Source organism: Arthrobacter sp. AIWTK1 (assembly GCF_056680535.1).
In genome coordinates this window covers 84,800-110,929 of the sequence record NZ_CM155287.1, presented here as the reverse complement: position 1 = coordinate 110,929, position 26,130 = coordinate 84,800, and the positions used below count along the sequence as shown (strand labels likewise).

Sequence of the window (26,130 nt, the reverse complement as noted above, 5' to 3'; positions counted from 1 at the left end):
GGACGGAGGTTGCCGGTTCAGCCCAGGAGTTCCTGCACCAGGTCCCGGCACTTTCGGTAGGCCGGCGCCTTGGGGTCAATCAGGGAGAAGTGGTCGCCGGGCACGTTCAGCAGCTGGACGGGCGCGCCGGCAGCCTTGGCCGCGCTGGCGTAGGACACGGACTGGCTGGCCGGAACGTCGTCGTCGTCGCTTCCGTGGACTGCGTAAACAGGGACCCGCAGCGGCACCGCGCTCATGGGATCAACAAACTTGTGCCGTTTCGGGTACTTCCCTGACGAACCGCCCAGCAGGTTGCTGACCGCGCCGTTGCTGAGGTTCAGCTTTTCGGCATCGGCCAGGTTCAGGAGGCCGGCCTGGCTGACCACCCCGGTGAGGTGCACGGCGCCGTCGTCGTGCTTCCGCTGCAACTGGCGGTCAGCGTCCGGCGCCCCGAGCTGCTCCAGGCGGGAACGGCCGGCCGCCCAGACGGCCAGGTGCCCGCCGGCCGAGTGGCCCAGGGCCACCACCTTCTCAAGGCCCAGCCCGTGCATCGCGGCAACGTCCCGGAGCTTGTCGATGCCCGCCAGCACGTCCTCGAAGGTGTGCGGCCAGCCGCCGCCGTTGCCGGCACGCCGGTACTCCAGGTTCCAGGCCGGCATACCGTGCATGGCAAGGTCCCTGGCCAGCGGCTCGCCGAGCTCAGCGCCGTACTGCGAGCGCCAGTACCCGCCGTGGATGACCACCACCACGCCCCGGGTTCCAGGGGCTTCCGGCAGGAAGAGTTCACCCCACTGGCTGGGGTCATCGCCGTACTGGTACTTGTGCCGCTTCACTGCGTCCTCCTTCGGGCCCGACGAACAGGAAGCGGACAGTGCCCCCAGTGTCACTGCTGCGGCGGCACCGGGCAGCCCCTGCGAAAGCAGGGTCCGACGCCGCACATCAGCCATGTGCCGAGCCTACCTTGGGTGCCGGACAGCTTTGCGCCAGCGCGGTCGACGGCGGCGGCGCGCACCGTGGGCCGGCGCCACCGACCGAACAGCCGCGGGGGTGTCACCCGCCCTGCTGTCACAGGCCGCCCGTAAGCTGGAACCATGGCTACCAACTGGGACCGCCTGGACGCAGGCCTGCGCGAATCCGTGCAGGAAAACGTGGAGCTCTATGAACGGGTCCGCCCTGCCCTGAAGCTGGTCACCCGGGAAGTCCTGCTCACGCTCCGCAGCATGCTCAAGGACACCGAAGTGACGCCCCTGTTTGTCACCGGCCGCACCAAAACAGTGGAGTCCTTCAAGGAAAAGATCTCCCGCACGGAGAAGCCGCTGGAACCGGGCGGGCCGCCCGTTCTGAAGTTCCCGGACCCGTTCCGGACCCTCAACGACATGGTGGGCGTCCGAGTCATCACCAAGCTGCCGGCGGAGAACGCGGTGGTGGCCAACCTGATCAAGCGCCAGCGCCAGCTCTTTGACTGCCGGGGAGACCGCGAGAAGGACATCGGCTCCATCGAGTCCGGCACCTACGGCTACTCCAGCCGCCACCTGATCCTGCGGACCATCCAGAACGAAGCCGTCAAGGATTACCAGAAGGTGTTCAACCCGGAGCTCCAGCCCAACGGCAGCTACTTTTTCGAATGCCAGATCCGCACCGTCTTTGCCCACGCCTGGAGCGAGATCGAGCACGACATCCGTTTCAAGGCCGAGGACCCCCGCGCCTGGACCCCGCATTTTGACCGCCAGTTCACGGCCACCGCGGCCATGCTGGAAACGGTGGAAACAGCCTTCGCGGACCTGCACGAACGCTACGAAGAGGTGCGCAGCTACTGGGACACGGACGGCGAGGGCGCTGCACAGCTCACCCCGAACCGGATCCGCGACGTCTGGCGGACCCTCCTGCCGCACGTGGACCGTAAAGTGGATGATGACTGGGGCTGGGCAGCCGAACTCATGGCGGCCCACGGCCTCAACCAGACCGTGCAGCTTGCTGAGCTGCTCGGTGCCAACCGCATCACCGAAGTCCGCAAAGCCTTGGACCACAGGTACTCCCCGGGCCCGGACCGGTTGCTGGATGACCTGCTGCTGTGGCAGTACGGCACCAAACACATTGACCTCACCGCGGAGGCGCCCGACGCCGTTCCGCACCCCCGGCGCGACAGCCTCCTGCGGCGGCTGAAGCAGATCGAGCGCTATCGCCAGACCAAGCTTTAGGAAGATATGAAGCCCGAACAACTCCAGTCCGTCCGGGCTACGCTCCGTTCCCCGCGCCGCCTCAAGACGGAGGCCCTCGCCGGACTGGTGGTGGCGCTGGCCCTCATCCCCGAAGCGATTGCCTTCTCCGTCATTGCCGGCGTGGATCCCAGGATCGGGCTGTTCGCGTCCTTCACCATGGCCGTCACTATTTCCTTTGTGGGCGGCCGGCCCGCCATGATCTCCGCGGCCACCGGCGCGGTTGCCTTGGTGATCGCCCCGCTGATGCGGAGCCACGGCCTGGATTACCTCATCGCCGGGGTGATCCTGGCGGGGGTCTTCCAGATCCTCCTCGCCGTCCTGGGCGTCACCAAGCTCATGCGCTTCATTCCGCGGTCGGTGATGGTGGGGTTTGTGAACGCACTGGCCATCCTGGTGTTCATGGCGCAGCTCCCCGAGCTGATCAACGTGCCGTGGCCGGTCTATCCGCTCGTGGCTGTGGGCCTGGTGATTGTCATTGCGTTCCCGCGGCTGACCACAGCCGTGCCGTCCCCACTGGTGGCGATCGTAGCCCTGACGCTGTTTGCGGTGCTCGCCGGGATCGACGTTCCCGCCGTCCAGGACAAGGGCCAGCTCCCGGAAAGCCTGCCCACGCTCTTCATTCCCAACGTGCCGCTGACGCTGGAAACCTTCCAGATCCTCGCCCCGTTCGCGCTGTCCATGGCTCTGGTGGGCCTGCTGGAATCCCTCATGACGGCGAAGCTTGTTGACGACATCACGGACACCCGCTCGAACAAGACCCGCGAGTCCTGGGGCCAGGGCGTGGCGAACATCGTCACCGGCTTCCTGGGCGGCATGGGCGGCTGCGCCGTGATCGGCCAGACCATGATCAACGTCAAGGGCTCCGGCGCCCGGAGCAGGGTCTCAACGTTCCTGGCCGGCGTCTTCCTGCTGGTCCTGGTGGTGACGCTGGGCGATGTTGTGGGCCTGATCCCCATGGCCGCGCTCGTGGCCGTGATGATCTTCGTTTCCGCCATCACGTTCGACTGGCACTCCATCGCGCCGAAGACGCTCAAGCGGATGCCCAAATCCGAAACCGCGGTCATGCTCATCACGGTGGGCACCGTGGTGGCCACGCACAACCTGGCCATCGGCGTGGGCGTGGGCGTCCTGGCGGCCATGGCCATGTTTGCCCGGCGGGTGGCGCATTTCGCCACGGTTGAACGCACGGAGATCGAACTCAACGGCGAGACCGTTGCCACCTACACCGTGGACGGAGAGCTGTTCTTCGCCTCCTCCAACGACCTCTACACCCAGTTCGAATACGCCCGCGATTCCGCACCCTCGGTGGACCGCGTCATCATCGATCTTCACGCTTCGCACCTGTGGGATGCCTCCACCATCGCCGTCCTGGACGCCGTCACCGAGAAGTACCGAAGGCACGGCCGGAAAGTGGAACTGATCGGCCTGAACTCGGCGAGCACCCAGATGCGTGAGCGGCTTGCCGGAAAACTCAACGCCGGGCACTAGCCGGCTCCAGCGGGCCGGCAGCCATCACGGCGGGCGCTGCGTTCTCCAGACACAAAACGTTGTGTAATTTTTGTGACAATATTTGTCATCTATGGTTGGAAGGGAAGCAGCCTGCGGCCACCACGCAGGCGCACCACCTTGGGGGAGGTCCAGCATGGCAGGGAAATTCGAACTCGTCACCGAGGAACAGGGCGGGGTCCGCATCCGGCTCGTCAACGGCGCAGGCCACGTCCTGGCGGTCTCGGGAATCTACCGGGACAGCGCCGCGGCCGCCTCCGGCGTCACGGAGATTCGTGAGCACGCGGCCACAGCACACATCGCCGATTACAGCACCCCGCCGGGGCAATAAGCCGCCGCGGCAGGCCGGCGCAGCAGCGGGCCCGCATCCGGGAGCCGGATCCGACATAAATGTCAGACGTCTGTTCATGAACTGGCAGGACCCGGCGTCCGGATGTGAGCATTATTGGATGCTTGAGGCAACCAAAACCACCGAACCCACGGCCGGCGGCACCGCAGCTGATGCCGCACCGCTGAATCCGGCCCTGGCCGCAGAGGCCAAAATCGCCCGGATCGCAGTCACCGTCTTTCCGCTCCTGGTCGTGGCCGCCGGCGTTGCCGGCTTCCTGCTGCCGGGCGCCTTCAAGCCCATGGCCCCGAGCGTCCCCTACCTGCTGGGCATCATCATGTTCTGCATGGGCCTGACGCTCACCCCGCCGGACTTCGCATCCGTGGTCAAGCGGCCCTGGGCCGTGGTGCTGGGCATCGTGGCCCACTACGTAATCATGCCGGGCGCCGGCTGGCTGATTGCGGTGGCGCTCAACCTCCCGCCGGAACTGGCAGTGGGCCTCATCCTGGTGGGCTGCGCGCCGTCCGGGACCGCGTCCAACGTGATGGCCTTCCTGGCCAAGGGCGACGTTGCCCTCTCGGTGGCCGTAGCCTCCGTCTCCACGCTGATAGCTCCCATCGTCACTCCCCTGCTGGTCCTGTTCCTGGCCGGGTCCTTCCTGCAGATCGACGCCGGCGCCATGGTCCTGGACATCGTCAAGACCGTCCTCCTGCCGGTGATTGCAGGCCTGCTGGCGCGGCTGTTCCTCAAGAAGCTCGTCGCGAAGGTACTGCCGGCACTCCCCTGGGCCTCCGCCGTTGTGATTTCCCTGATCGTTGCGATCGTGGTGGCCGGCAGCGCCAGCAAGATTGTGGCCGCCGGCGGCATCGTGTTCCTCGCCGTGGTGCTGCACAACGGCTTTGGCCTGGGCCTCGGGTACCTGGCAGGGAAGCTGGGCCGCCTGGACGACAAGGCCCGCCGGGCGCTGGCCTTCGAAGTGGGAATGCAGAACTCCGGACTGGCCGCCACGCTGGCCACCGCGCACTTCAGCCCGCTGGCCGCGCGGCCGTCCGCCGTGTTCTCGCTCTGGCACAACATCTCGGGCGCGATCGTGGCCGCATGGCTGGCCCGGCGCCCGCTGAGTGATGCCCCGGTTCCCGGCGCAACTGTTCGCGGCGCGGCCGCCGCCGACGCCTAAGAGCTCAGTTCCGGTGGTGCTCGATCAGCCAGCCGGCCATCTGCTGCGCGCGTTTTGACGCCAGGAAGTCCCCTTCGGTGGCCGAAATGATCGAGCCCTTCATCAGGATGTGCCAGGAGCGGGCGAATTCCTCGGTGCGGTTGAGCCCGGCTTCCTCGGCCAGGGCCTCGATGTGGCCGCGGATCCTGCTCAGGTAGCCGATACTCGCCTTCCCCAGCGGATGGTCTGGCCCCATTTCCAGCAGGACATTGATGAACGTGCAGGCTTCAAAGTCGTCACGGTGGAACCAGTCGCCGAACACATCGAAAATAGCGAGCAGCCGTTCCTCGGGAGTGCTGCCGCGGCGGCGGGCTTCGGAGACAATCAGGTCCACGGTCCACACCTGGTCACGAAGTGCCAGGAAGGCCAGGACCAGGGCATCCTTGGACGGGAAGTGCCGGTAGAACGTCGCTTTGGCCACGCCGGAACGGCTGATGAGTTCATTGGTGCCCACATCGCGGATCCCGCGGCGGGAAAACAGCTCGTAAGCGGCGGCAAGGATGCGGTCCACTGGGTCGTCGCGGCCCGCCATTGCCTGGGCGGGCAGCAGGGTGGAATGGTTGGCGTCGTCGGCAGTCATCGTAGAAGGAATTTTACATGGAGCGCTGCGGGCGCCTCCCCGGAGGGCCGTGGACGCCGATCGTTCCGGACCGTCGTCCGGCAGGGCCGCGATGGAGGGCCTGAATTAAACCGTCCAGCAGTGCGGGGTCCTTGGCATTGTTGGCCAGGGCCACGAGGTCAGCCGCGGTCCTAGCCACCTTGATGTTGCTGTGCTGGCTGTGGCCGACCAGCAGCCTGAAGGCCTCCTCGGAGCCGATACGCAGGGCGCCCATCAGGATGCCCTTGGCCTGCTCGATGGTGCTGCGGCTCGCGTTGGCTGCCGTGACGGCGGCGCGGGCAAACTGTTCCGTCTCGCGCTGGAGCATCTTGGTGAGGTCGATGACGAAGGCGTCAATGTGGCTTAGCCTGCCCGCCTCGTCAAGCACACCCTCGCCGGTCGTCAGGATCCGGTGCTCCCGCATACGGGCGTCAATGAGCCTGTCATAGCTGAAGAAACTGCCTCCGGCGTTGCGGATCCGGGTAAGAATCTCCAGGCCCCGCCCGCGGTCGTCAGGGTGCTTGTGCGAGAGGAACAGGTCAAGGGTGGGCACGATCTCGCCGCGGCCGTAGCCGTGAATCCGGAAAAGCTCCTCGGACCAGTCGAGCTTGCCGGTCACGGCGTCAAACCGGAATGTCCCGGCGATGCAGTCCCCCGCCGCGAGCAGGCTGGAGTGCGCCTGCGGGGCCCTCCGGGCGGACATGGAACTCACCACGCGGGGAAATCGGCGACGACGCCCCGCGGCCTCAGCGATTGCCGCCACCGGAGAAGGATCTGGCTTTTCCGGCTCGCGGGACGCCGGCCGGGGACACGCGCCGGCACGGCTACGCGGGCCGGGCCGGGCTTCGGCGCCGGGACTTCGGTAACAAAGCCCATGCCTGCGTACTCGCGCACCGCGGCGATCCCGGCCACGGCGGCCCGCTTGTCCGGGAAAGGCCTGGAGAGCGCCATGACTGTTCCGTCCGGGGCTGTCAGTCGAAATCTAAAGGAAGTATCCGAGTCGGCGAATAGTTCGAACATGCCTGCCATTGAGCCCTCCTGGAACTTGGGATCACGCCACTCCCGTGACGCCGTTGTCAGCAGGAGCAGCCTGAATCCATCCATGTGTGGCCGGCCGCAGCTGAGCGGCCGGTTCGAATTGATGAATTCATGAAATTCTGAACTACTCAAGCCGTCCGCGCAAGGGGTGCCCACGGACTAAATCCAGCGATCATCCCAAACCGGCCGGGGCTACGATATAGGTGCACATCACGCCAACTGGCGGTGCGGGCGAGACAGACTTTTCTGTCTGTCATAAGCTGTATTCGTTGAACAAGCGTTATGGTAATCGCCGAATAGTGGATGTTGGAAGGGAGGCCCGATGAAGGACGAGTTGCCCGCAGGCCTGGTCCTGAGTGACGTGAAGGCCGAACTTTTCAAGTCCATGGGACACCCCGCACGCATCCAGGTTCTGGAGATGCTCTCCGAAGGCCCCGTGGCCGTCAGCCGGTTGCGGGATGACACAGGGCTTGAGCCCTCGAATCTTTCACAGCACCTCGGCGTGCTCCGCCGCCAGCGCCTGGTCATCCCCTCGCGCCAGGACGGCCGGCTGTTTTATGAACTGTCCTGCCCCGAAGTGAGCAGCCTCCTCCTCTCAGCGCACTCACTGCTGGGCACCGTCCTGCAGTCGACACGCCTGACATTGACGTCCGTGGACGGGTCCGCGAAGGAAGCAGTGGGCCGCTAGCCCCGCCGGCAACTCGGACGGGGCGGCGCCTTAGGGTTGTCTGCCAGATGCCGTTCGGTATCCGTGTGAGGATGAAGCTGTGAGCCCAACTCCTGAGGACGCCGGTATGTTGTTCGATTCCGGCCGGATGTTCTACGGCCGCCTGCCGCGCGCAATCCTCGGCGGCAGCGTCTTACTGTTGGCAGGAATCCTGCTGGCCATCTTCCTCACCGGCGCGCTGCAGTCGGAACCCGTGGCATGGACTTCCATTGCATGCGCCCTCATCCTGATCACTTTCCTGGCGTTCGGCTTCTCCAGGATCCAAGTCGTCGAAAACGAAGTGCGGTTGCGCTGGTTTCCGTTCTACCGCCGCAGGATTCCCATTGCGGCCATCCGTTCGGCGGCTCCGGCGACCATCCACGGCCTGCGTTACGGCTTCGGGCTGCGGTTCGGTGCCTTCGGCCTGGGAATCATCCAGGATACGGGGCCCGCCGTCCAACTCGACGCCGGGCGGGGATATCTGCTGAGCCTTGGATCAGTGGACCGCCAGGAGCGGTGCCTTGCGGCCCTGGCGGCTGCAGGCGTCAACGTCCAGCGCTTCTAACACCGGGTGCCTTCTTCCCGCAGGTGTTCGCGTCGCGGGCCAGCTACCCCTTTTCAACCCACTGGGCGCGCCATTCCGGCGCTTCGAATGCCTCGCTCCAATAGGCCGTTTCTTTCGCAATGCGGCCGTCACGGAATTCGAAGATAAACACCGTTTCGTACTGTGGCCCGCCGTAATCCAGCAGGGCCTCGGCGATGACCAGATCACCTCCGCTGAGCAGCCGGCGCGGCGTGATGGTGGGCAGCTGCGGGAAGGCGTTGTAGATTCCCCTGCGGTTCTCGGCGCCGCGCACAATTTCTCCGGATTGCGGCCAGTGCATCACCGCGTCGTCATGAAACAGCTCATCCATGACCTCGATGTGACGGTCATTGATACAGCCAATCAGCCGGTTGACGACGTTCTCGTTTGCGCTCGTTTCAGCCATGATTCCGACCTGGTTCCTGGAGGACTTGATGTTTGGCTAACGTCTCGCATTTTCCTCCGGAACGCTGGTCAGCGCCACGGTATTTGGTCCCCGGGCGGCAGCTAGCCGATCAGCGCGAGCACCGCCCCGGCAACGACCACACCGCCGGCTTCGGCGCGGATGCCGGTCACCGTTCCGTCGCGGTGCGCCGTCACCTGTGTTTCCATCTTCATCGCTTCAAGAACGACGACGGCGTCCCCCGCCGCCACTTCGGCGCCCGGCTCCACGAGCCACTTCACTACGGTTCCGGCCATGTCAGCGCGCAGCTCACCCGGATCGGCTGCGCCCGAACCGGCGGCAGCTCCGCCGTCGGACGCGTCGCCAACCGAAACACCGGCGGGGAGGGCTCCGCCCGAGCGTGCCCAGCCGTCCAGCAGGTCAGCGGGCAGTCCGACTGCCAGGCGGCGGCCGTCCACCTCGACGGTGACGGTGCGGCGTGCGCCCTCGGGGGCGGTGGTGCTGTAGCCCGGATCCGCAGGGATCCGGTCCGCGAAGTCCGTTTCAATCCAGCGGGTGTGGATGCCCAGGCCGGTCTCGGAGGTGAAGTCCGGCGATTCAAGCACTGCGCGGTGGAACGGCAGCACGGTGGCCACGCCGGTGATCTCGATTTCGGCGAGCGCGCGGCGGGCGCGGCGCAGTGCCTGCTGGCGGTCCGCGCCGGTGACGATCAGCTTGGCCAGGAGCGAGTCGAACTGCGGCGCCACGAAGGACCCGGAGCGGACGCCGGTGTCCAGGCGGATGCCCGGGCCTGTGGGGCCGTGGAAGTCGGCGATGGTTCCGGGCGAGGGCAGGAAGCCGCGCCCCACGTCCTCGGCGTTGAGGCGGAACTCGAAGGAGTGGCCGCGGGGCTCGGGGTCCGCGGTGATGCGCAGGGCCTCCCCGTCAGCGATCCGGAACTGTTCCTGGACCAGGTCGATCCCGGTGGTTTCCTCGGTGATGGGGTGCTCCACCTGCAGCCGGGTGTTCACTTCCAGGAACGCCACGGTGCCGTCCGCGGCAACCAGGAACTCCACGGTTCCGGCGCCGGAGTAGCCGGCTTCCCGGCAGACTGCCTTGGCGGCGCTGTAGATCTGCTGCCGCTGATCGTCGCTGAGGAACGGTGCGGGTGCTTCCTCCACAAGCTTCTGGTGCCGGCGCTGCAACGAGCAGTCGCGGGTTCCGACCACCACCACGTTGCCGTGGGTATCCGCCAGGACCTGCGCTTCGACGTGGCGCGGACGGTCCAGGTAGCGCTCCACGAAGCATTCGCCGCGGCCGAAGGCTGCCACGGCTTCACGCACTGCGGAGTCGAAGGATTCCTCGATCTCGTCCATGTTCCGGACCACCTTCAGCCCGCGCCCGCCGCCGCCGAAGGCGGCCTTGATGGCGATGGGCAGGCCGTGCTGTTCGGCGAAGGCACGGGCCTCCGCCGCGGAATCCACGGGACCGTCACTGCCGGCCACGAGCGGGGCACCGGCACGGACGGCGATTTCGCGGGCAGTGATCTTGTTGCCAAGCTGCCGGATGGCCTCCGGCGCGGGGCCGATCCACGCCAGCCCGGCGTCGAGCACTGCCTGGGCAAAATCGGCGTTCTCGGACAGGAACCCGTAGCCGGGGTGGACGGCGTCGGCACCTGACCTGGCAGCCACGTCCAGCAGCTTGGTGATGTTCAGGTACGTGTCCGCCGGGGAGTTGCCGTCCAGGCTGAAGGCTTCGCTGGCAGTACCCACGTGCATGGCATCGGCGTCGATGTCCGCGTACACGGCGACGGATTCCAGCCGGGCGTCGTCGCAGGCTCGGGCAATCCGGACGGCGATTTCACCACGGTTGGCGATCAGGACCTTGCGCATCAGTTACTCACTTTTTCTTGGGAAGTCTGTTCGGAAGAATTTCGTTCGGGGGATGTTTGCTCGGGAACGCGGCGGAAGCGGATGCTGCCGCCGATCGGCACCTGGGCGGCAAGGTCCAGCTGGTGGTCCACCACCACGCCGATCACCGGGTAGCCGCCTGTAATCGGGTGGTCCGCCAGGAAGAGGACCGGGAGGCCCTCGGGCGGGACCTGGATGGCCCCGGCCACAGTGCCTTCGCTGGGCAGTTCGCCCTGCCGGCTGCGCTGCAAGGGCGTGCCGTCCAGCCGCATGCCCACCCGGTTGGACTGGGGCTTCACTACCCACTCCTGCCCGCACAGGGAGTCCAGGGCGGCCTCGTCGAACCAGTCGGCCCGCGGACCCAGGACAATGTCCAGTACGGTGACGCCGTCTCCGGGGAACTCCGGCTGAAGTTCGGGGCTGCCCACCACGCCGGACTCGGTGACGTCGCCGGACGCCAGCAGCTGGCCCGCGGCAAGCGGCGCCGGCCCGATGCCGGACATGGTGTCGGTGGAACGGCTGCCCAGCACCGGCTCAGCGTCAACCCCGCCGCGGACGGCCAGGTAGCTGCGGAACCCGGACTCCGGTGCGCCGAGGGTGAGGATTTCGCCGTCGAGCAGGGCAAACGGGGTGGCCATGGGAACGGAGCGCTGCCGCCTCTGATTGCCTTCGGCGTCGGACTCAGCGTCCGACGGCGGGTCAACAGTCAGTGCCGACGGCGCCCCGGCGACGGCCAGGACCTGGTCCCCGACGGCTTGGATCCGAAGTCCGCCGGCCACGCTTTCGATGGCTGCGGCGGACGGGCTGTTGCCCACGAGCCGGTTGGCCCGCCGGAGCGAGGCCCGGTCCAGCGCACCGGCGGCGGAGACGCCGAGGGCGGAGTGGCCGTGCCGGCCGAGGTCCTGGATGAGGCTTTGCAGCCCGGGTGCAACGATCCGCAGCCCGGAACGTTTTTCCCGGTCCGGCGTGTCGGCCGGCGTCCCGGCCGCGGCTGCGGCTTCGGAGGCTGCGTGCTCCGGTGCCATGGTCACAACGTCGCGGACGGCTCGGAACTGGACGCGGTGGCCCGGGCTGGCCAGGGCAGGCTCGGCCCGGCTGAGGTCCCACATGCGGGCCCCGGTGCGGCCGATCAGCTGCCAGCCGCCCGGAGACCGGCGCGGATACACTGCCGAGTAATTGCCTGCCAGTGCCACCGACCCCGCGGGCACGGCGGTGCGCGGTGAGCTCCGGCGCGGCACTTCCAGGGCCTGGTTCTCCCCCACCATGTAACCGAACCCGGGCGCGAACCCGGCAAAAGCCACCGTCCAGACCTGGCCGGAATGGGCCTCGATGACGCCCTCCGTGCCCAGGCCGGTGAGCCGCCCCACCTCGGCGAGGTCCTCGCCGTCGTACACGGTATCGATGAACACCAGGCCGCCGTCCTGCTTGGCCGGAGCGGTGAGGTCCAGTTCCAGCAGGAGCGCGCCCATGCGGCGGGCAGCCGCCGGCGAATCCGCGCGGACCATGACGGTCTGCGCGGCCGCCAGTACGTCCACCTGGCCCGGCAACGGCGATTCCAGGAGCAGGGTCTGCAGGGCGAGGACGTCCTGTGTTCCGGGTAGCTCCGCGAGCACCGCACGTGTTCCCACGGGCCGCACGGAGAGGACCTTGTGCACGGTCAGGGTTTCCATAGCTGCTGCTTTCATCGTTGCCGGTGGCTTGAACGGGTTGGTGTGCCGGATAGGTTTCCCGCGCCGGCTAGGCGTGGGAGTCCGCCAGGAGGCGCTCTTCTTCAGCGGTCTGCGGGTTCCGGCCGAGGGCCAGACCCACCACGGTAACTGCCGCGGCCACCAGGAGATAGGCCGCAATCAGGAACCAGTCACCTGAGACGGCGTAGAGCGCAGTGAAGATCAGGGGTGCCACAGCCCCGCCGATCACGCCGGCCAGGGTGTAGGCCAGCGAGCTGCCGGCGTAGCGCAGCCGCGCCGGGAACTGCTCGGTGATGTAGGCGGCCTGCGGGCCGTACATGAAGGCGTGGAAGGCCAGGCCGATCACCACGCCGATAATGAGCATCAGCACGGATCTGCCCTCGATCATGAGGAAGAACAGCGGGATGTAGAGGGCGGTGCCCACCGCGGCGATGCCGTAGACCAGGCGGCGGTTGAAGCGGTCCGTGAGGGCGCCGGCCAGCGGGATCAGGAACAGCTGGAAGGCCGAGCCGATCAGGATGGCGGTGAGGACGTTGCCGGTGGTCAGGCCGAGTTCCTTGGTGGCGTAGACGGCCACGAACACGGTGAACAGGGCGTAGAGGACGTCGGGGCAGACCCGGGACAGGGCGGCGGCAATCAGCGCGCGCGGTTCCCTGGTGAAGACCTCGGTGATGGGGGCCTTGGGCTGTTCGCCGTGGGCCGCTATGGCCTTGAACACAGGGGTTTCCTCGAGCTTGAGCCGGATGATCAGCCCGAAGACCACCAGCAGTGCGGAGGCGAGGAAGGCCACGCGCCAGCCCCAGGAGAGGAAGGCTTCGGTGCTGAGCGTGGCCGCCAGCACGGCCAGGACGCCGTTGGCCATCAGGTTGCCGGCGGGCGGGCCGATCTGTGCTGCGGAAGACCAGAAGCCGCGCTTGTTGGCGTCACCGAATTCGCTGGAGAGCAGGACGGCACCGCCCCATTCGCCGCCGACGCCGATGCCCTGGGCCAGGCGCAGGAGCACCAGGATGGTGGGGGCCGCAACGCCGATCACGGAGTAGTCGGGAAGCAGGCCGATGAGGACTGTGGCGACGCCGATCAGCATCAGGGTGACCACGAGGACGTGCTTGCGGCCGATCTTGTCGCCCAGGCGGCCGAAGATCACGCCGCCGATGGGCCGTGCCAGGTAACCCACGGCAAAAGCCGAGAAGGAAAGCAGCAGGCCCACGAATTCGTCGTTGCCCGGGAAGAAGATCTTGGGGAAGACCAATGCCGAGGCCACCGAGTAGATGGCGAAGTCGTAGTACTCCAGCGAGGTGCCGGTGAGGCTGGCAATGTACGCCTTCAGGGCGCCGGGCGGGATCTTCCGGCCGGTACGGGCGGCCGTGTGGTGTGTGGTCATGGTCTTTCCTTCAGGGGGTGCGGTGGTGCTGCCTGCATGCTGGGCGCGGTTGCCGGGCGGAACTTTTTACTCCGCAAAGCAGTAACGGGGTGAGGCGAACGGTTTTAGGCGTACACGGCTTAAGCGAAAGCCGTGTTAGGCAAAAGCTTTGATGGCGATGCCGGCGTCGGAAAGCGCAGCCCTCACTGCGATGGCCATGGCAACAGCCCCGGGGGAATCGCCATGGACGCAGATGCTGTCTGCATTGATTCTCAGGATGGAGCCGTCCACGGTGCGGATGGCGGAGTCGGCTGCCATCCGCAGGACGTGTTCGGCCACCTGGGCCGGGTCATGCAGGACGGCTCCGGGGAGCGAGCGGGAGACGAGCGTACCGTCGGGGTTGTAGGCGCGGTCGGCGAAGGCTTCGGAAACAGCGCGGAGTCCGGCTGCTTCTGCAAGGCGCAGCACCTCCGAGCCGGGAAGGCCGAGGATGGGCAGTGAGGCGTCGATCGACTTGACGGCGTCGACGACGGCGCGTGCCTGGGCGGTGTGGGAGACGATCGCGTTGTACAGGCCGCCGTGCGGCTTGACGTAGCGGACGCGGGCGCCTTCGGTGGCGGCCAGCGCCTGCAGCGCGCCGATCTGGTAGACGATGTCGTCAGCCAGTTCGTTGGGATCGATGTCCACGAAGCGGCGGCCGAATCCGGAGAGGTCACGGTAGCCCACGTGGGCGCCGATCATCACGCCGGCTTGCACGGCTTCGCGGCAGGTGCGGCGGATGACGGTGGGATCGCCGGCGTGGAAACCGCAGGCCACATTGGCACTGGACACGGATTGGAACATCGCCGTGTCGTCGCCCAGGGTCCAGCGACCGAAGGACTCGCCTACGTCGCTGTTCAGGTCCATGTACACCATTGTGATCCTCGTCTCATTGATTTGGTCTTACTAGGATGCACCAAATTTATCGATTGTTCAACAATCCTTCGATTCAACGATGTGACGATCGTGTAAATTCTGGAGTATGGCCACTTCATCAGCAGCAACCCGGGGCACCTCCGCAGCAGTCTCAAGCGCATCAACGGCAGCAGCCCGGCTGCGCGTCATCGTGCCTTCGGTGGCCGACAGGGTGGCTGATGAACTGCGCCTGCAGTTGGCTGAAGGGGTCCTCCTCCCGGGCACACGGCTGACCGAATCCACGATTGCCGAGGACCTTGGCGTCTCCCGCAACACCGTGCGCGAAGCTTTCGCCGAGCTCGCGAGCGAACGGCTGGTGGTCCGCCACCCCAACCGAGGGGTCTTCGTGGCGAGCCTGGAAGCCGGGGATATCCACGACGTCTACACCGTGCGCCGGACCATCGAAGTCAGCGCCATCCGTGGCGGCGGCAGCCCGGAGGCCGTGGCCGCCGTCCGGGCGGCGGTGGAGGAAGGCAAGCTCGCGGCCGCAGCGAACGACGACGAGGGGCTGGGCACCGCGAACCAGCACTTTCACGGGGCGATCGTTGCCTTGGCGGGCAGCCGCCGGCTGAACACCATCATGTCCCAGGTCCTGGCTGAGATGCGGCTGTTCTTCCACAAGGCCACGATGGATGCGCACTTCTACAGCGGCTACCTCAAGGACAACGAGGAAATCTGCGAGGCGCTGGAGGCGGGCGAGCTGGAGCGGGCCGCCGAACTGCTGCTGGCCTACCTGGACCGCTCGGAAGAGAAGCAGGCGGAAGTGCACGGGGAGTAGGGCGCCGTGAGACGAGGGGCCACATCAGGCTGGGGGAACGATGAATACGGTGCCGCCGATTCAGGCCTGTCCCATTTGGCTCAGCCGGAAAATGCATATTGCTGTATTGGCGACGGCAAAGAAGGATAGGCCAATCTGCCATATGACATAACTCGGAACGGAAAATATCCATAGATACCGCGGGTTTTCCAGTCCATAGTCTCGGCGCTTGAATGCACTGCCCAGCTTGGGTGTTGGCCGATACTGCCATGCCCATGAATGGGTACTCAGCGGTTCAATTTGCAGAGCTTCTTCAAGCTGCCTGAGTTTGTGTTTCTCGATAAGCTCCAGGAATCGATGCCTGCCGAGCAAATGCATGGACATCAATATCAAGATTGTGCCCAATGCAGCCGCCGTTGCTGCCGCCAGATTGGCCACGTCACGGCTCAGAGAGATCGTCATCAGGAAAGACTGCGCGGTGAGGGCGAGGACGGGCGTCTGCCATAACAGCTCGTCGTGCGCGAGAAAACGGGCGGTTAGCATCTCATAGGCCAGTTGGTCGTTGCGGGGATCTATCTCCCACGCTGGACCGCGTTTTCCTGTTCCGGAGTTTTTGACCGGATTCGGTCCCTTTTCTGGCGCTTCCTCATACTCAGGCATGGCGCACCGTGCACAGGCTTGAGCGAGCGTGAAGATAACCGGGCGCCCTAGCGTCACCAATCACAACGCTCCGCTGAGAACGGCGGGCATTGCTGCAACTGCGCAAGATTTTCAATCCGACCATATGCTGCCTCAATACCTCTTCCGAGGGCCGCCCAGCCTCCGATAAACGACTTCGCAGGGCGCCTTGGTCGCATCTTAGGGCGTGGCGCATACCTTGGCAACCCACTCGATACGGAAGTCCAGAGGAAGAAGCCCGGACGGTCCTTCTGAGCCCGCCCGGGCTAAATGCCCGTGCCCCGCATCCGCTCCACATCCACAATTCCGGCGTAGGCGGCCTGCGTGCCCTTCCGGGTGACGGCGAGTGCCGCCGCCACGGAGGCGAAGGCAGCGGCTTCGGCCAGCGCCTGTCCGGCGGCGAGCCGTGCGGCCACTGCGCCGGTGAACGCGTCGCCGGCGCCGGTGGTGTCCACTGCATGGACCTTCACCGGCGCGATCCGGGTGACCCGGCCCGTCCCTGAAACCAGCGAATCCAGGACAACGGAACCGCTGGAACCCAGGGTGACCAGGACCCGCTGCAGCCCGCGCCCGGCGAAACGCTCCCGGACCTGGTTCCAGGCGGCGTCGTCCGCATCGGCGCCGGGCATCTCACCTGAACCGAGGAACAGTGACGCCTCGTGCGCGTTGACCAGCAGGATGTCCGTAAGATCCGCCAGGCTCTGCGGGATCTCGCCGTAAGGCGAGAGGTTGAGCAGGACTGTCGCGCCGGCGTCGTGCCCCAACCGGGCTGCCGCCGCTACAGTGTCGAGGCTGACCTCGAGGCAGAGGCAGACCGCGGACGCGCCGTCGAACGCATCCGCGGACGCCGCGACATCGGCGGGAGCGAGGGTTCCGTTGGCCCCCGCGGAAATGATGATGTTGTTCTCGCCGTGCGCGTCCACCGCGATCACGGCGACTCCCGTGGCGGCAGACTCCGAGGTGCGCACGTGCGAGATGTCCACGCCTGCGCCGGCGGTGGAGGCGAGGAGCATCTCGCCGTTGGAGTCGTCCCCCACGGCGCCGACGAGGCTGACAGCCCCGCCCAGCAGGCTTGCCGCCACGGCCTGGTTGGCACTTTTGCCGCCGGGATTCACGGCGAATCCGGTGCCGTGGACCGTCTCACCCGGCAGTGGGAGCCTGTCGCAATAGATGGTCAGGTCGGCATTCAAGGAGCCGACGACGACGATCCGGCCGTGCGCTTCAGTGCTCATTCCAGCCACTCCCTAGCCCTGGTTCTGGTCCACGCGTTCGCGCTGCCGCCGGTAGGCCCTCACGGACAACCACGCAAGGGTGGCCGCAATCGCTGCATAGACGGCGTAATTGAGGTACTTGGAGTACTCCTCGATGAGCCGGTACTGCGCTCCGAGGAGCACACCCAGACCGATCAGCAGGGCGTTCCAGAGCCCGCTCCCGGCAATCGTGAAGATGCTGAAGGTGGCCAGGTTCATTTTCTCCGCACCGGCGGGCAGGGAAATCAGGCTCCGCACACCGGGCAGGAACCGGCCGAAGAACACCGCCGACTTGCCGTGGCGCTGGAACCAGTCCGCGGCCTTCTCGAAGTCCTCGCGGTCCATCAGCGGAAGCCTGGACAGCCCGCGGATGGCCCGCTCCAGTCCCAGCTTCGCGCCAATCCAGTACAGCAGCAAGGCTCCAGCGTAGGCGCCGAGCGTGCTGGTGACGAACACCAGGGCCAGGCTCATGCTCCCCTGCTTGGTGAGGAAACCCGCCAGCGGCAGGATGACCTCGCTCGGGATGGGCGGGATGATGGTTTCGGCAAAGGTGAAGAGTCCCACGCCCCACTCCCCCAGCGCATCGATGCCGCGCGCGGCGAAGCCGGCTATTCCCGTGAGCTCGTCCACGGCGTTTGCGGGCATCATGGCTGGGCCCGCTTCAGGTCAGGTCTTTGCCGCACGGATGCATACCCCTCGTTGTCCGGACGCACCGTCAACACCGGCCACAGGGGGCAACGGCAGTCGACGGCCTATCGCTGCCAGCCTAGCCGAAGCCTCCCGGGCGCCAGGAAAAACCCGCGTCCCCTCAGCGGGCTGAGGGACGGAACCTCATGAAACCGAAGGCTGAGGAGAGCAGGAGCATCCCGCCGCCGACGGCAACCAGGTACCCGGCCAAGGGAACGCCCCCGGCGCCGCCCCTGCCGGAATCCGGCGGCGCCGCTGTCAACGTCCGGGCTGACCGGGACGGCATCGGCGAGACAGCCCTTATAGGAGGCGTGGCGGGCTGAGCAGCTGACGGCGGTTCGGCGGACGCTGCAGGGGCGGGCCCTGATTCCTGGCCTGCCATGTTTCCCTGCGGCGGCACGTTTTCCGCGCCGGAACCGGGGAGCACGGGCCGCGTGTCGACGGGACCGGCTCCGCCCTGCGCGGGCCCGGGGCTGACTGCACCGGCCGGGGCAGTTGATGACGGGGTGGACGCCGGGGAAGGCGGTCCGCCGGAAACACAGAAGCCGCCAGCGGCAGCCGGAACCCGTTTGTCCGGGCAGGGTTCGGCACCTGCGGGTCCGGCGAAAGCCAGGAAAAAGCCGACGACGACGGCCAGCACCGCGAGGATGCAGGGAACGAGTCGACCGTTGCGCATGTCACCCTACGCTACCCGCTCCGGCAAAATCCGCTCCGCCGGCCGGAAGGCAGACCCTAGCGCCGGGCGGTGAAACGGGCGGGTGCGCCGCCGCCGTCGGCCAGGTCTGCGAGCACCCGGCCAACGGCAGGGGTGAACTTGAACCCGTGGCCGGAGAAGCCGGCCCCGACCACCACCGGACCAGAACGGTCCAGCACAAAGTCCTCATTGGCGGTGCTGGTGTACGTGCAACTGATGGGAACCGCCGACCCCGCATCCACGCCGGGCAGCCACTCCCGGACGTACCGCACCAGCGCCTCCAGCTGGACAGGTTCGGGGGTGAAGCTGCGCGCGTCCGGGTCGGTCACCGGACCCACTCCGTGCCAGCCGGCCTTGATGCCTTCGCCCGGGGTGAGCATGCCATAGACGGGGCTGTACCAGTAGGCGTCGCGGGGATCATCCGGGTCCGGGTTGTGGTTGAAGCTGGGCCACTCCAGCGAGTCGTCCCATGGCGTGAAGTGGGCCGGCTGCTCCTGTGTGACCACAAGCTCCGGGAGCGGGACGTGGCCACCGAGGAGCTTGCCGGTCCATGCACCGGCGGTGACCACTACGCGATGCGCGGTGATCTGGCCGGAGTCAATAACGACGACGGCGCGGTCGCCGTCAACGCGGATGTCCCGGACCGGCGTCGAATATTCAAAGCGGGCGCCGTGCGCTTCGGCCGCCTGGCGCAGCGCCACCAGCGCGTCGGCGGCGCGGACCCGTCCCGAGCCGGGCACCACCAGGACCTCGCCCCGGAAGTTCATGCCCCGCCAGCGCTCCGCCGCCTCTGCGGCCGGGATGAAGTGGCTCGCAATGCCCCGCTCCGCGTGCGACGAACGGACCTCGCGCAGCCGCCGGACGTTGCCGTGGTTCACCAACCCCACCAGGTCCAGGAGCTGCGTGCCCGTTTCACTCTCGAGCTCGTTCCAGAGGTCTTTGGCCTCGGTGACCAGGTCCAGATAGTCGGGCTCGGCGTACGCCATGTTGAAATTGCGGGTCGAGCCGTGGGAGGCGCCGATGTGATGCCCCTGTTCGAACTGCTCGAGCAGGACTACGGACCTGCCGCGGCGGGCCAGTTGCCACGCGGCAGCGGATCCCATCGCCCCTCCGCCGACTACAACGACGTCAACTTCCACCACAGCTCCACCCAACTCAGTCCCGCGGCCTCGTCACGAGGCCTGTTGCCGGGACCCATTCTTCCGGATGGCGCGGTTCAGCCTGCGAAGGTTACATCGCTGGTGTCCTCCACGGCAGCGGTGCGGCCGGGAGCCGTGTGGTACTTCCAGTAGAGGTTGGTGTGCGCGATGACCTTGTCCGGCGGCGGGGCACCCCACTCGCTCTGGTCCTCCGTTGTGTGTGCATCACCAACGAGCGTCACGTCGTAGCCGCGGACGAAGGCTCCGTGGATCGTGGAGCGGATGCACTCATCGGTCTGAGCGCCGGAGACGATCAGCCGGCCCACGCCTTCCCGGGCCAGAACGTCTTCCAGGTCGGTGTCTTCGAAGGAGTCCGCAAAGGTCTTGTGCACCAGCGGTTCCCCGTCCTGGCGCTTCAGTTCCGGCACGAGCTCCCAGGCATCGCTTCCCTTCGCCAGTTGCCCACTCGAGTGCTGGACCCAGACCACTGGCACTCCTTCGCCCCGGGCCTTGTCCACGAGGGTGGCGATGTTGGCGACGACGGCGTCGCGCTGGTGGACATCGGACACCACTCCGTTCTGGACGTCGACCACCAGCAAGGCGGTGTTGGGTCGATCCGACAGTGTGGTCATGACGGGCTCCTCAGTGTTTGCCGGACATGCGACGGCCCTGAAGTGGCAGTCCGTTGCATGCATTTTACGTGGGCTTAACTTGATCGGTCTTGTGAGCCTACAAGAGGCCGCGACAGACTTAAAGCACTTGATGAACCGATCAATTCTGATCGTTCGACCAGACCAGCGGAAGTTGTTCGCAGAGATGCGTTCGGCCCGTTTCGCGGCGAAGCTGCCGGCGGGCCGGCTCCGCAGACCGGAAGGATTAGTTATGGCCGGCAAGTTCGAAGTTTTTGTTGATGCAGAGTTGCAGTACCGGTTCCGGCTGACAACGCCGGAGGGAACCGAGCTGGCTGTGTCAGGCGCGTACCGCGACAAACCGTCGGCCGTTGCGGCCATCGATGCAGTCCGCGAGTGCGCGGGTATGGGACTGATCAGCGACCTCTGCCCTGCCGGCAGTTCGGCTCTGCCACCCGCGCAGGCACCGGCTGCTGCCATGCCGGCCCCGGCCGCCTGCGACACCCGGCGGTTGCCGGTTGACGGCTTCCGCAAGCATGCCGCGGCCCGCCGGACTCCGCACTGGTCGGGGGCAGCCTGACGTCGGGGCGGCCCTGACGTCAGACAGTCGCGGCGGCGGCTCCGGCTCCGGCTCCGGGGGACGAAAGGGCATCCCTGACCCGCGGCCGGTAACGTGGTAGGCAGGAGAGGGGAGCATGCCTGCGACCTGCCGCTCGCGGAGGGATTCACGTTGTCAGAAGATTCGAATACCGGAGCGCCGGACCCGAGGGGCCGGCTCACGTCCCGAATCCTCCGCGGCGGCACCGAGCCCGATCCGCGGTTCACCTTGGCGAACGAGCGCACCTTCCTCGCGTGGATCCGAACGTCCCTCGCCCTGCTTGCCGGCGGCGTCGCCGTTGAGGCGTTTATGGCCGAGCTCCTGGGCCCTGAACTTCGCAAGACCATTTCGGTACTGCTGCTGGTCCTTGCGCTCGTGATTGGCGGCGGATCGTTCTTCCGGTGGGTGAATGTGGAACGCGCCATGCGGTCAAAAGCACCAATGCCGCTCCCCCTCATGGCCCCGGTGCTGGCAATTGGCGGAGCGCTCGTGGCGGCCATCATGGTGGTGTTCGTGATCGCCCGGCCGGCCTGAGCATGGCTTCCCACCGCGAGGCCCCCTGGCACGGCGACGCCGGCCTCCAGCCGGAACGCACCGATCTTGCCTGGAGCCGCACCACCCTGTCCATGGTGATCGCCGCCGCCGTTTTCCTGCGCTGGCTGCCCCACCACGGCTGGTTCGTGGGAACGCTCGTGGGTGCCGCCGTCGTCACCGCGCTGGCCATTAACCTGACGCAGAAACACCGCTTCCACCGCGCCGTTCGGGGCATTAAGCACGAAACCATGGACCCGCACATAGGGTCGACGGCGGCGGTGGCCGCGAGCGTCGTCGTCCTCGCCCTGCTGGGGATTTACACCGTAGTGTTCCTTCCGCTGCAGCCGTGACCGGCGCGCGGCCGGCGGTCAGAAAAGCGTCCGCTGGCCGTCTGCTGTTCCATCGGGGTCGGCCAGCGGACCTTCGGGTGAGCTCATTCCCACCATGTATTTAACGTCCGGAAGCAGCTCGCCAATGCAGGTCTGACCCTCCAGCACCGGGATCACCGCCACGTTTGCACTGCCTTCGGTGCTTGAATCTGCCACTGGGTGAGTTTATGGCAGGGCACCGACGCCGCGGGGGCGACACTCCAGCGTGCACCCGGTGGGGCTCGAACCCACGACCCGAGGATTAAAAGTCCCCTGCTCTCCCAGCTGAGCTAGGGGTGCGCTGAACTCCGCCTAAGCCTGGCCCTCCATGGCGACGGCCGGTTCCCCGGAACTGTTAACCGGGGCGGCGGCCGGCCGCTTCGCGGTCGGTTCCGTAACGCCGGCAGGCCTGTGGACCCGTCGCCAAGCCCAGGGCAACAGGTACTGGCGGGCCCACACAAGGTCCTCGGCCCTGGCCTGGCGCCAGTCGCCCCGCGGCAGGTCACCGGCCTGCAGGGGCGGCAGGGGGTGCGGCACCCTGAGCGCATCCAGCACCCTCATCGCCACGGCGTAGTGTCCCAGCGGGGACAAGTGCAGCCTGTCCTGGTCCCACATCCGCCGGTCCCGGAGCTCCCGCAGGCCCCACAGGTCGGCGATCACGGCGTCATGCCGGGAGGCGATCTCACGGATGTTTTCGTTGAAGACTGCAACCCTGCTCCGGTTGCGGCCGAGCACCGGCGTTGACCCCCAGTCCGGCCCGGTGAAGAGCACCAGGGTGGCGCCGCAAGACCTGAGCAGCGCCACGCCGTCGTCGAGCCTGTCAGCGAGCTTGTCCGGATCACTGCCGTGGAAAACCATGTCGTTGCCTCCGGCGGAAAGCGTGATCAGATCCGGCTGGAGGACCAGCGCAGGACCGGCCTGCCGGGCCAGGATCTGCTCCAGCAGCAGGCCGCGCACGGCCAGATTCGCGTACGCGAAGTCCGCATGCCCTGCACTCAGTTCCTCCGCCACCCGGTCGGCCCAACCGCGGACCCCGCCCGGACGCCGGGGGTCGGGGTCGCCCACTCCTTCGGTGAACGAGTCCCCCAATGCCACGTACCGGCGCCACGGATGCCCGCCTGCAGCGGCCGGATACCCCGAGCTGCGCACGCCACCTTGGGCCTGGCGTCCTGACAGATCCTTGTCATTAGTTGTCACCACACACCTCCTCGTGGGAAGCCTGCGCCCTTTCTCTGATTAACCACGGAAGGGGTCCACATGTTCCGAAAACCTGGCGGAATGCCGTGTTTGTGAATGGAATGCTTGCTGCTCGCCGGGCGTTAAAACGAGTGTCCGCTGTTATGGGTAGCACCGGACTGACGGGAAGGTCATGAGCAGGAAAATCGAAACAGTGGAAACCGACACCGGGAAGGTCATCAGCTACCGCCGGCACCCCAACGGCGGGGGCCTGATCGGCCGTGGAGCCGAGGTGGACGAGTCGTCCTTCATCAGTCCAACCGCCTATGTGGAGGCCGGCGCCCAGGTGGGCCCCGGATGCCGTGTGGGCGGCGGCAGCTGGATCGACAGGCATGCTCGCGTCGGCCACAGGGTGGTGATCGGTGATGCTGTGTACGTGGGGCAGGGAGCGGTGATCGGCCACCGCGCCCGTATCGGCAGCCACTCCAAGATCGGAGCGGGCGCCGTGATAGGTCACGGAGTCCGCCTCCACGGCGACAGCAAGGTCGCCCAAGGCAGCCGCCTCCCGGCCAGGACCAGGGCGTCGGCAAGCTCTCCGCCGCGGTCCCTTTCGGACGGTAACCGTCAGGCGGCCTGACGCCCGGGTTTACCGGACAGCGTCCCTGCTCGACCGGCGAAGCCGGGCCGGGCCCAAAGCCTCTCGTGGGACGCGCCTGAGTGGGATTAGCTTTAACGCATACCCACCGTTAGGTCATTGAAAGCGGGGATGCGTGATGGGTGGCGCAAGGGATCCTGATGGCGGACGCGGCCGCGACGACGAACCCGACGGGGCTGTCCCCGACGGTGTTGTCCCCTACACCGAGCCTGTGCCTTACGACGGCGACGTCCCCTACGAGGAGGACCGGGGCTATTTGGACGATGTGGGTGCCCCGGAAGAAGGTTCCTTGCCGGCAGGTCCGGCTGCTACCACCCGGGAAACGGTGGTTGCCCGCGAAGAGGAACGGTTCGGCGGCATCAAGATCGGTGCGGCCTTCTTCGGCTGGCTGACGGCGACCGCTGTGACTGTCGTGCTGGCCGTCTTTGTCATGGCGGCCGCACGGGCGGGCCTTCTGGCTGGCTCGGACATGACAGCAGCCGGCCAGGCATGGTCATGGCCCGGTGGTGTCACCGGCACGGCGCTGCTGCTGGTGATCCCCCTCCTCGCCTATTTTTCGGGCGGTTACGTCGCGGGACGGATGGCGCGGTTCAACGGCGTCGGACAGGGACTCATGGTGTGGCTATGGGCGGTGATTGTGGCCGCGGCAGCGGCCGTCGTCGCCATGGTGAGTGGGATTGTTGGCGGCGGCCAGCTGAATGTCCGGAACATGCTCAACGAATTACTTCGCCTTCCCGTGAACGAGGTCCCGCTGGGCGCGGGCAGCATCATCGCGGCCATCGCCGTCGCCGCGCTGGCCCTGCTGGGCTCCGTCCTGGGCGGCATGGTTGGAGTTCATTACCACCGGAAAGTGGACCGGGTGGGGTTCACGCCGACGGAAACGTACTACCACCCATAGGCCCCACTCAGGCTTCGACGGGAGCTGCGAACCGTTCGCCGTTGAAGTATTCCAGCTGCCAGCCGTCAACGGCGTGGTGGTGTGCCAGGTTCAGAACGGCGTTGTCGACGCTTTGCAGCGTGCGGCCGATGGCACGGCTGAGGCTGACACGGATGAGCGTGCCGTGGGCCACCACCAGGACACGGCGGCCGCGAAATTCCTCGGCCAGTGCCTCCAGCGCGGCCAGCCCGCGGAAGGCTGCCTCGTCCTCACTTTCCGCGCCGCGAAAACCACCGGGGATGCGCAGCGCTTCAAGTTCGGGGCCGGCCTGCAGGCCCTCGGCCGGTCCGAAGCTGCGCTCGGTGAGCTCCGGCACGTGCCGGTCCACGCTGAGCCCCAGCCCGTCGGCAATAAGCTTGGCGGTTTCGGCGGCACGGCTCAGCGGCGAGGACACGATCGCGTCCCACTCGTGGCCGGACAGAGCAGCGGCGGCGTCGCGCGCCCGTTCGCGGCCGACGTCGTTGAGCGGAATGTCCGTGGATCCCTGCAGCCGGCGCTGCGCATTCCAGTCAGTCTGGCCATGGCGGACAAGGGCGAACGTCGTAAGGGTCATGCCTTCCATTGTGCCTTGAGGGCGGGCTGGGTCCGGAACTGAAGGTACCTTGGATGCCACCCGGGACCCTTGTAACACCGGCGAAACGGTGCAGATCGGCAACGGAGACCTTCGGGTCGTAGGCTGGCTGCAACGTCCAGGAAGCAGCCGCATCGCCTTCGACGGACGCCGACCCTCCTACTGATTCGTACAACTTCGTCGGTCCGTATGACACACAGTGCGACCGGCCTCAGTGCTTCTGCCACGGTACGGACTAAGCGCAGTCCACGGTGCGGCAGGTCATATCCCGCAGGGAACGCAGCCTGCCGTATCTTCCGGGAATCAGCCCGCGGCCTGCCGTCGCACGATCTCGTTGATCCAGATCGGCGCGAACGGGGAGGTGCAATTCGGCGGCGTCGGGTAGTCCTTGAGCACTTCGAGCCGTTCACCGATGTCGATCGCCCGGGCACGGTACGCGGCATGGTGAATCCCGATCTGCGCCAGGCAGGTGTTCATCGCCCATTGCAGGCGATCGGGTGCCTCCTTCATCTGCGCCTCGATGGTATCCAGCAGCCCCGGCAGGTCCAGCCCTTCAGGATTCTTCGCGACCCGTTCGCTGGTGAGCGCCCAGCCGGCGCTGGCCACCACCGGATCTGAATCCGCAGTCCAGGCCACCCGCAGCCCTTCGGCATGCGGGCTGCGCTTGACCACGTAGTTCACCAGCCAGTCCTGTACCTTGGGCGCCCGCGCCTGGCGCAGCATGGCATCCAGTTCCCCGCGTTCGAACTCCTTGGGCCGGCAGATCAACAGCCCGAGCAGCCGGGCCGCGGTGTCGTCCGTCGCCCACAGCTCGCGGGCGAGGCCCTGCTGGGCCTTGAGCCGCTTGGCGATGGCACGCAGCTTGGCGAGGTTCACGCCGTGATCATCGCCGTGCTTCTCGTTGACTGAGCGCATTCCTGGGTCTTCAAGCTCGGCCAGTTCGGCTTTCAACTCGGCAACTGTCGTCTCGGACATTCCAACCTCCCGGTC

General features: G+C 66.8%; 31 protein-coding genes and 1 tRNA gene. 12 read left to right on the top strand and 20 right to left on the bottom strand.

Going from position 1 to position 26,130, the window contains the following annotated elements; translation table 11 throughout:
- Nucleotides 1-17: 17 nt before the first annotated feature.
- A complete protein-coding gene (locus tag AC1MDG_RS00585) occupies nucleotides 18-812 on the bottom strand; it encodes an alpha/beta hydrolase (protein WP_479808991.1) in 795 nt (264 codons plus the stop codon).
- A gap of 258 nt (nucleotides 813-1,070) precedes the next feature.
- On the opposite strand from AC1MDG_RS00585, the gene AC1MDG_RS00580 reads away from it, so the two are divergent.
- From AC1MDG_RS00580 to AC1MDG_RS00565, 4 genes are all read left to right on the top strand, one after another.
- Nucleotides 1,071-2,177, top strand: a complete 1,107-nt coding sequence (locus AC1MDG_RS00580; protein WP_479806837.1) for a GTP pyrophosphokinase — start codon at nucleotides 1,071-1,073, stop codon at nucleotides 2,175-2,177.
- Nucleotides 2,178-2,183: 6 nt separating this feature from the next.
- Nucleotides 2,184-3,686 carry a SulP family inorganic anion transporter gene (locus AC1MDG_RS00575; protein ID WP_479806836.1) on the top strand — a complete coding sequence of 501 codons (1,503 nt, stop codon included), beginning with the start codon at nucleotides 2,184-2,186 and terminating at the stop codon, nucleotides 3,684-3,686.
- 154 nt (nucleotides 3,687-3,840) lie between these two features.
- Nucleotides 3,841-4,035: a YegP family protein gene (locus AC1MDG_RS00570; protein ID WP_043476651.1), complete on the top strand. Its 195-nt coding sequence runs from the start codon at nucleotides 3,841-3,843 to the stop codon at nucleotides 4,033-4,035.
- A 118-nt stretch (nucleotides 4,036-4,153) separates the two neighbouring features.
- Nucleotides 4,154-5,209, top strand: coding sequence for a bile acid:sodium symporter family protein (locus tag AC1MDG_RS00565; RefSeq protein ID WP_479806835.1), 1,056 nt, complete (start codon nucleotides 4,154-4,156; stop codon nucleotides 5,207-5,209).
- A 4-nt stretch (nucleotides 5,210-5,213) separates the two neighbouring features.
- Here AC1MDG_RS00565 and AC1MDG_RS00560 read toward each other — a convergent pair whose 3' ends face one another.
- The 3 genes from AC1MDG_RS00560 to AC1MDG_RS00550 are packed head-to-tail and all read right to left on the bottom strand — an operon-like array spanning nucleotide 5,214 to nucleotide 6,875.
- On the bottom strand, nucleotides 5,214-5,828 hold the full coding sequence (locus AC1MDG_RS00560; protein ID WP_479806834.1) for a TetR/AcrR family transcriptional regulator: 615 nt from the start codon (nucleotides 5,826-5,828) through the stop codon (nucleotides 5,214-5,216).
- A gap of 13 nt (nucleotides 5,829-5,841) precedes the next feature.
- Entirely contained in the window at nucleotides 5,842-6,549 is a 708-nt protein-coding gene (locus AC1MDG_RS00555) for a PAS and ANTAR domain-containing protein (protein WP_479806833.1), read from the bottom strand.
- Nucleotides 6,550-6,554: 5 nt separating this feature from the next.
- On the bottom strand, nucleotides 6,555-6,875 hold the full coding sequence (locus tag AC1MDG_RS00550) for a YegP family protein (RefSeq protein ID WP_479806832.1): 321 nt from the start codon (nucleotides 6,873-6,875) through the stop codon (nucleotides 6,555-6,557).
- 331 nt (nucleotides 6,876-7,206) lie between these two features.
- Here AC1MDG_RS00550 and AC1MDG_RS00545 point away from each other — a divergent pair, with 331 nt between their 5' ends.
- Both AC1MDG_RS00545 and AC1MDG_RS00540 read left to right on the top strand, forming a co-directional pair.
- On the top strand, nucleotides 7,207-7,572 hold the full coding sequence (locus AC1MDG_RS00545; protein WP_479806831.1) for an ArsR/SmtB family transcription factor: 366 nt from the start codon (nucleotides 7,207-7,209) through the stop codon (nucleotides 7,570-7,572).
- A gap of 79 nt (nucleotides 7,573-7,651) precedes the next feature.
- Complete coding sequence (locus AC1MDG_RS00540; protein WP_479806830.1) at nucleotides 7,652-8,155, top strand: PH domain-containing protein; 504 nt, start codon at nucleotides 7,652-7,654, stop codon at nucleotides 8,153-8,155.
- Between the two features lie 43 nt (nucleotides 8,156-8,198).
- On the opposite strand, the gene AC1MDG_RS00535 is transcribed toward AC1MDG_RS00540, so the two are convergent.
- From AC1MDG_RS00535 to AC1MDG_RS00515, 5 genes are all read right to left on the bottom strand, one after another.
- Nucleotides 8,199-8,579, bottom strand: coding sequence for a nuclear transport factor 2 family protein (locus AC1MDG_RS00535; RefSeq protein WP_479806829.1), 381 nt, complete (start codon nucleotides 8,577-8,579; stop codon nucleotides 8,199-8,201).
- Between the two features lie 101 nt (nucleotides 8,580-8,680).
- Complete coding sequence (locus AC1MDG_RS00530; RefSeq protein WP_479806828.1) at nucleotides 8,681-10,447, bottom strand: acetyl/propionyl/methylcrotonyl-CoA carboxylase subunit alpha; 1,767 nt, start codon at nucleotides 10,445-10,447, stop codon at nucleotides 8,681-8,683.
- On the bottom strand, nucleotides 10,447-12,135 hold the full coding sequence (locus AC1MDG_RS00525; RefSeq protein WP_479806827.1) for a 5-oxoprolinase subunit B/C family protein: 1,689 nt from the start codon (nucleotides 12,133-12,135) through the stop codon (nucleotides 10,447-10,449). Before AC1MDG_RS00525 ends, AC1MDG_RS00530 begins: the two co-directional genes overlap by 1 nt.
- A gap of 67 nt (nucleotides 12,136-12,202) precedes the next feature.
- Nucleotides 12,203-13,534, bottom strand: coding sequence for an MFS transporter (locus AC1MDG_RS00520; RefSeq protein ID WP_479806826.1), 1,332 nt, complete (start codon nucleotides 13,532-13,534; stop codon nucleotides 12,203-12,205).
- Between the two features lie 135 nt (nucleotides 13,535-13,669).
- The gene (locus tag AC1MDG_RS00515) at nucleotides 13,670-14,428 is read right to left on the bottom strand and encodes a LamB/YcsF family protein (RefSeq protein ID WP_479806825.1); all 759 of its coding nucleotides are present in this window, start codon (nucleotides 14,426-14,428) and stop codon (nucleotides 13,670-13,672) included.
- A gap of 106 nt (nucleotides 14,429-14,534) precedes the next feature.
- Between AC1MDG_RS00515 and AC1MDG_RS00510 the strand changes: the two genes are divergently transcribed.
- Nucleotides 14,535-15,245: a GntR family transcriptional regulator gene (locus tag AC1MDG_RS00510; RefSeq protein ID WP_043476627.1), complete on the top strand. Its 711-nt coding sequence runs from the start codon at nucleotides 14,535-14,537 to the stop codon at nucleotides 15,243-15,245.
- Nucleotides 15,246-15,305: 60 nt separating this feature from the next.
- Here the strand turns inward: AC1MDG_RS00510 and AC1MDG_RS00505 are convergent, their stop codons facing one another.
- The 6 genes from AC1MDG_RS00505 to AC1MDG_RS00480 all read right to left on the bottom strand — a co-directional run bounded on the left by AC1MDG_RS00505 (nucleotide 15,306) and on the right by AC1MDG_RS00480 (nucleotide 20,304).
- The gene (locus AC1MDG_RS00505) at nucleotides 15,306-15,884 is read right to left on the bottom strand and encodes a hypothetical protein (protein ID WP_479806824.1); all 579 of its coding nucleotides are present in this window, start codon (nucleotides 15,882-15,884) and stop codon (nucleotides 15,306-15,308) included.
- 284 nt (nucleotides 15,885-16,168) lie between these two features.
- On the bottom strand, nucleotides 16,169-17,134 hold the full coding sequence (locus tag AC1MDG_RS00500; protein ID WP_479806823.1) for a ribokinase: 966 nt from the start codon (nucleotides 17,132-17,134) through the stop codon (nucleotides 16,169-16,171).
- Between the two features lie 12 nt (nucleotides 17,135-17,146).
- Complete coding sequence (locus tag AC1MDG_RS00495; protein ID WP_479806822.1) at nucleotides 17,147-17,800, bottom strand: DedA family protein; 654 nt, start codon at nucleotides 17,798-17,800, stop codon at nucleotides 17,147-17,149.
- Nucleotides 17,801-17,960: 160 nt separating this feature from the next.
- On the bottom strand, nucleotides 17,961-18,515 hold the full coding sequence (locus tag AC1MDG_RS00490; RefSeq protein WP_479806821.1) for a hypothetical protein: 555 nt from the start codon (nucleotides 18,513-18,515) through the stop codon (nucleotides 17,961-17,963).
- Between the two features lie 56 nt (nucleotides 18,516-18,571).
- Nucleotides 18,572-19,672, bottom strand: coding sequence for an FAD-dependent oxidoreductase (locus tag AC1MDG_RS00485; RefSeq protein WP_479806820.1), 1,101 nt, complete (start codon nucleotides 19,670-19,672; stop codon nucleotides 18,572-18,574).
- A 77-nt stretch (nucleotides 19,673-19,749) separates the two neighbouring features.
- A complete protein-coding gene (locus AC1MDG_RS00480) occupies nucleotides 19,750-20,304 on the bottom strand; it encodes a cysteine hydrolase family protein (RefSeq protein ID WP_479806819.1) in 555 nt (184 codons plus the stop codon).
- Between the two features lie 250 nt (nucleotides 20,305-20,554).
- Here AC1MDG_RS00480 and AC1MDG_RS00475 point away from each other — a divergent pair, with 250 nt between their 5' ends.
- From AC1MDG_RS00475 to AC1MDG_RS00465, 3 genes are all read left to right on the top strand, one after another.
- Nucleotides 20,555-20,881, top strand: a complete 327-nt coding sequence (locus tag AC1MDG_RS00475) for a YegP family protein (RefSeq protein ID WP_043476610.1) — start codon at nucleotides 20,555-20,557, stop codon at nucleotides 20,879-20,881.
- A 150-nt stretch (nucleotides 20,882-21,031) separates the two neighbouring features.
- A complete protein-coding gene (locus tag AC1MDG_RS00470) occupies nucleotides 21,032-21,433 on the top strand; it encodes a YidH family protein (protein ID WP_479806818.1) in 402 nt (133 codons plus the stop codon).
- Between the two features lie 2 nt (nucleotides 21,434-21,435).
- Nucleotides 21,436-21,783 carry a DUF202 domain-containing protein gene (locus AC1MDG_RS00465; RefSeq protein ID WP_479806817.1) on the top strand — a complete coding sequence of 116 codons (348 nt, stop codon included), beginning with the start codon at nucleotides 21,436-21,438 and terminating at the stop codon, nucleotides 21,781-21,783.
- An 18-nt stretch (nucleotides 21,784-21,801) separates the two neighbouring features.
- On the opposite strand, the gene AC1MDG_RS00460 is transcribed toward AC1MDG_RS00465, so the two are convergent.
- The 3 genes from AC1MDG_RS00460 to AC1MDG_RS00450 form a co-directional block, all read right to left on the bottom strand.
- Nucleotides 21,802-21,978, bottom strand: a complete 177-nt coding sequence (locus AC1MDG_RS00460; RefSeq protein WP_479806816.1) for a hypothetical protein — start codon at nucleotides 21,976-21,978, stop codon at nucleotides 21,802-21,804.
- 50 nt (nucleotides 21,979-22,028) lie between these two features.
- Nucleotides 22,029-22,101, bottom strand: a tRNA-Lys gene (locus AC1MDG_RS00455).
- A 12-nt stretch (nucleotides 22,102-22,113) separates the two neighbouring features.
- Nucleotides 22,114-22,998: an SGNH/GDSL hydrolase family protein gene (locus AC1MDG_RS00450; protein ID WP_479806815.1), complete on the bottom strand. Its 885-nt coding sequence runs from the start codon at nucleotides 22,996-22,998 to the stop codon at nucleotides 22,114-22,116.
- Nucleotides 22,999-23,170: 172 nt separating this feature from the next.
- Between AC1MDG_RS00450 and AC1MDG_RS00445 the strand changes: the two genes are divergently transcribed.
- A complete protein-coding gene (locus AC1MDG_RS00445; RefSeq protein WP_479806814.1) occupies nucleotides 23,171-23,614 on the top strand; it encodes a transferase in 444 nt (147 codons plus the stop codon).
- 136 nt (nucleotides 23,615-23,750) lie between these two features.
- Nucleotides 23,751-24,530, top strand: a complete 780-nt coding sequence (locus tag AC1MDG_RS00440; protein WP_479806813.1) for a hypothetical protein — start codon at nucleotides 23,751-23,753, stop codon at nucleotides 24,528-24,530.
- A gap of 7 nt (nucleotides 24,531-24,537) precedes the next feature.
- On the opposite strand, the gene AC1MDG_RS00435 is transcribed toward AC1MDG_RS00440, so the two are convergent.
- The gene (locus tag AC1MDG_RS00435; protein WP_479806812.1) at nucleotides 24,538-25,131 is read right to left on the bottom strand and encodes a histidine phosphatase family protein; all 594 of its coding nucleotides are present in this window, start codon (nucleotides 25,129-25,131) and stop codon (nucleotides 24,538-24,540) included.
- A 312-nt stretch (nucleotides 25,132-25,443) separates the two neighbouring features.
- Entirely contained in the window at nucleotides 25,444-26,115 is a 672-nt protein-coding gene (locus tag AC1MDG_RS00430; RefSeq protein WP_479806811.1) for a DNA alkylation repair protein, read from the bottom strand.
- Nucleotides 26,116-26,130 lie beyond the last annotated feature (15 nt).

Excerpts from the sequence above, each read along its gene's own strand:
- AC1MDG_RS00580 (WP_479806837.1), top strand. The coding sequence starts at position 1,071 with ATGGCTACCAACTGGGACCGCCTGGACGCAGGCCTGCGCGAATCCGTG.
- AC1MDG_RS00575 (WP_479806836.1), top strand. The coding sequence starts at position 2,184 with ATGAAGCCCGAACAACTCCAGTCCGTCCGGGCTACGCTCCGTTCCCCG.
- AC1MDG_RS00570 (WP_043476651.1), top strand. The coding sequence starts at position 3,841 with ATGGCAGGGAAATTCGAACTCGTCACCGAGGAACAGGGCGGGGTCCGC.
- AC1MDG_RS00565 (WP_479806835.1), top strand. The coding sequence starts at position 4,154 with ATGCTTGAGGCAACCAAAACCACCGAACCCACGGCCGGCGGCACCGCA.
- AC1MDG_RS00560 (WP_479806834.1), bottom strand. The coding sequence starts at position 5,828 with ATGACTGCCGACGACGCCAACCATTCCACCCTGCTGCCCGCCCAGGCA.
- AC1MDG_RS00555 (WP_479806833.1), bottom strand. The coding sequence starts at position 6,549 with ATGTCCGCCCGGAGGGCCCCGCAGGCGCACTCCAGCCTGCTCGCGGCG.
- AC1MDG_RS00550 (WP_479806832.1), bottom strand. The coding sequence starts at position 6,875 with ATGGCAGGCATGTTCGAACTATTCGCCGACTCGGATACTTCCTTTAGA.
- AC1MDG_RS00545 (WP_479806831.1), top strand. The coding sequence starts at position 7,207 with ATGAAGGACGAGTTGCCCGCAGGCCTGGTCCTGAGTGACGTGAAGGCC.
- AC1MDG_RS00535 (WP_479806829.1), bottom strand. The coding sequence starts at position 8,579 with ATGGCTGAAACGAGCGCAAACGAGAACGTCGTCAACCGGCTGATTGGC.
- AC1MDG_RS00530 (WP_479806828.1), bottom strand. The coding sequence starts at position 10,447 with ATGCGCAAGGTCCTGATCGCCAACCGTGGTGAAATCGCCGTCCGGATT.
- AC1MDG_RS00525 (WP_479806827.1), bottom strand. The coding sequence starts at position 12,135 with ATGGAAACCCTGACCGTGCACAAGGTCCTCTCCGTGCGGCCCGTGGGA.
- AC1MDG_RS00520 (WP_479806826.1), bottom strand. The coding sequence starts at position 13,534 with ATGACCACACACCACACGGCCGCCCGTACCGGCCGGAAGATCCCGCCC.
- AC1MDG_RS00515 (WP_479806825.1), bottom strand. The coding sequence starts at position 14,428 with ATGGTGTACATGGACCTGAACAGCGACGTAGGCGAGTCCTTCGGTCGC.
- AC1MDG_RS00510 (WP_043476627.1), top strand. The coding sequence starts at position 14,535 with ATGGCCACTTCATCAGCAGCAACCCGGGGCACCTCCGCAGCAGTCTCA.
- AC1MDG_RS00505 (WP_479806824.1), bottom strand. The coding sequence starts at position 15,884 with ATGCCTGAGTATGAGGAAGCGCCAGAAAAGGGACCGAATCCGGTCAAA.
- AC1MDG_RS00500 (WP_479806823.1), bottom strand. The coding sequence starts at position 17,134 with ATGAGCACTGAAGCGCACGGCCGGATCGTCGTCGTCGGCTCCTTGAAT.
- AC1MDG_RS00495 (WP_479806822.1), bottom strand. The coding sequence starts at position 17,800 with ATGATGCCCGCAAACGCCGTGGACGAGCTCACGGGAATAGCCGGCTTC.
- AC1MDG_RS00490 (WP_479806821.1), bottom strand. The coding sequence starts at position 18,515 with ATGCGCAACGGTCGACTCGTTCCCTGCATCCTCGCGGTGCTGGCCGTC.
- AC1MDG_RS00480 (WP_479806819.1), bottom strand. The coding sequence starts at position 20,304 with ATGACCACACTGTCGGATCGACCCAACACCGCCTTGCTGGTGGTCGAC.
- AC1MDG_RS00475 (WP_043476610.1), top strand. The coding sequence starts at position 20,555 with ATGGCCGGCAAGTTCGAAGTTTTTGTTGATGCAGAGTTGCAGTACCGG.
- AC1MDG_RS00465 (WP_479806817.1), top strand. The coding sequence starts at position 21,436 with ATGGCTTCCCACCGCGAGGCCCCCTGGCACGGCGACGCCGGCCTCCAG.
- AC1MDG_RS00445 (WP_479806814.1), top strand. The coding sequence starts at position 23,171 with ATGAGCAGGAAAATCGAAACAGTGGAAACCGACACCGGGAAGGTCATC.
- AC1MDG_RS00440 (WP_479806813.1), top strand. The coding sequence starts at position 23,751 with ATGGGTGGCGCAAGGGATCCTGATGGCGGACGCGGCCGCGACGACGAA.
- AC1MDG_RS00435 (WP_479806812.1), bottom strand. The coding sequence starts at position 25,131 with ATGGAAGGCATGACCCTTACGACGTTCGCCCTTGTCCGCCATGGCCAG.
- AC1MDG_RS00430 (WP_479806811.1), bottom strand. The coding sequence starts at position 26,115 with ATGTCCGAGACGACAGTTGCCGAGTTGAAAGCCGAACTGGCCGAGCTT.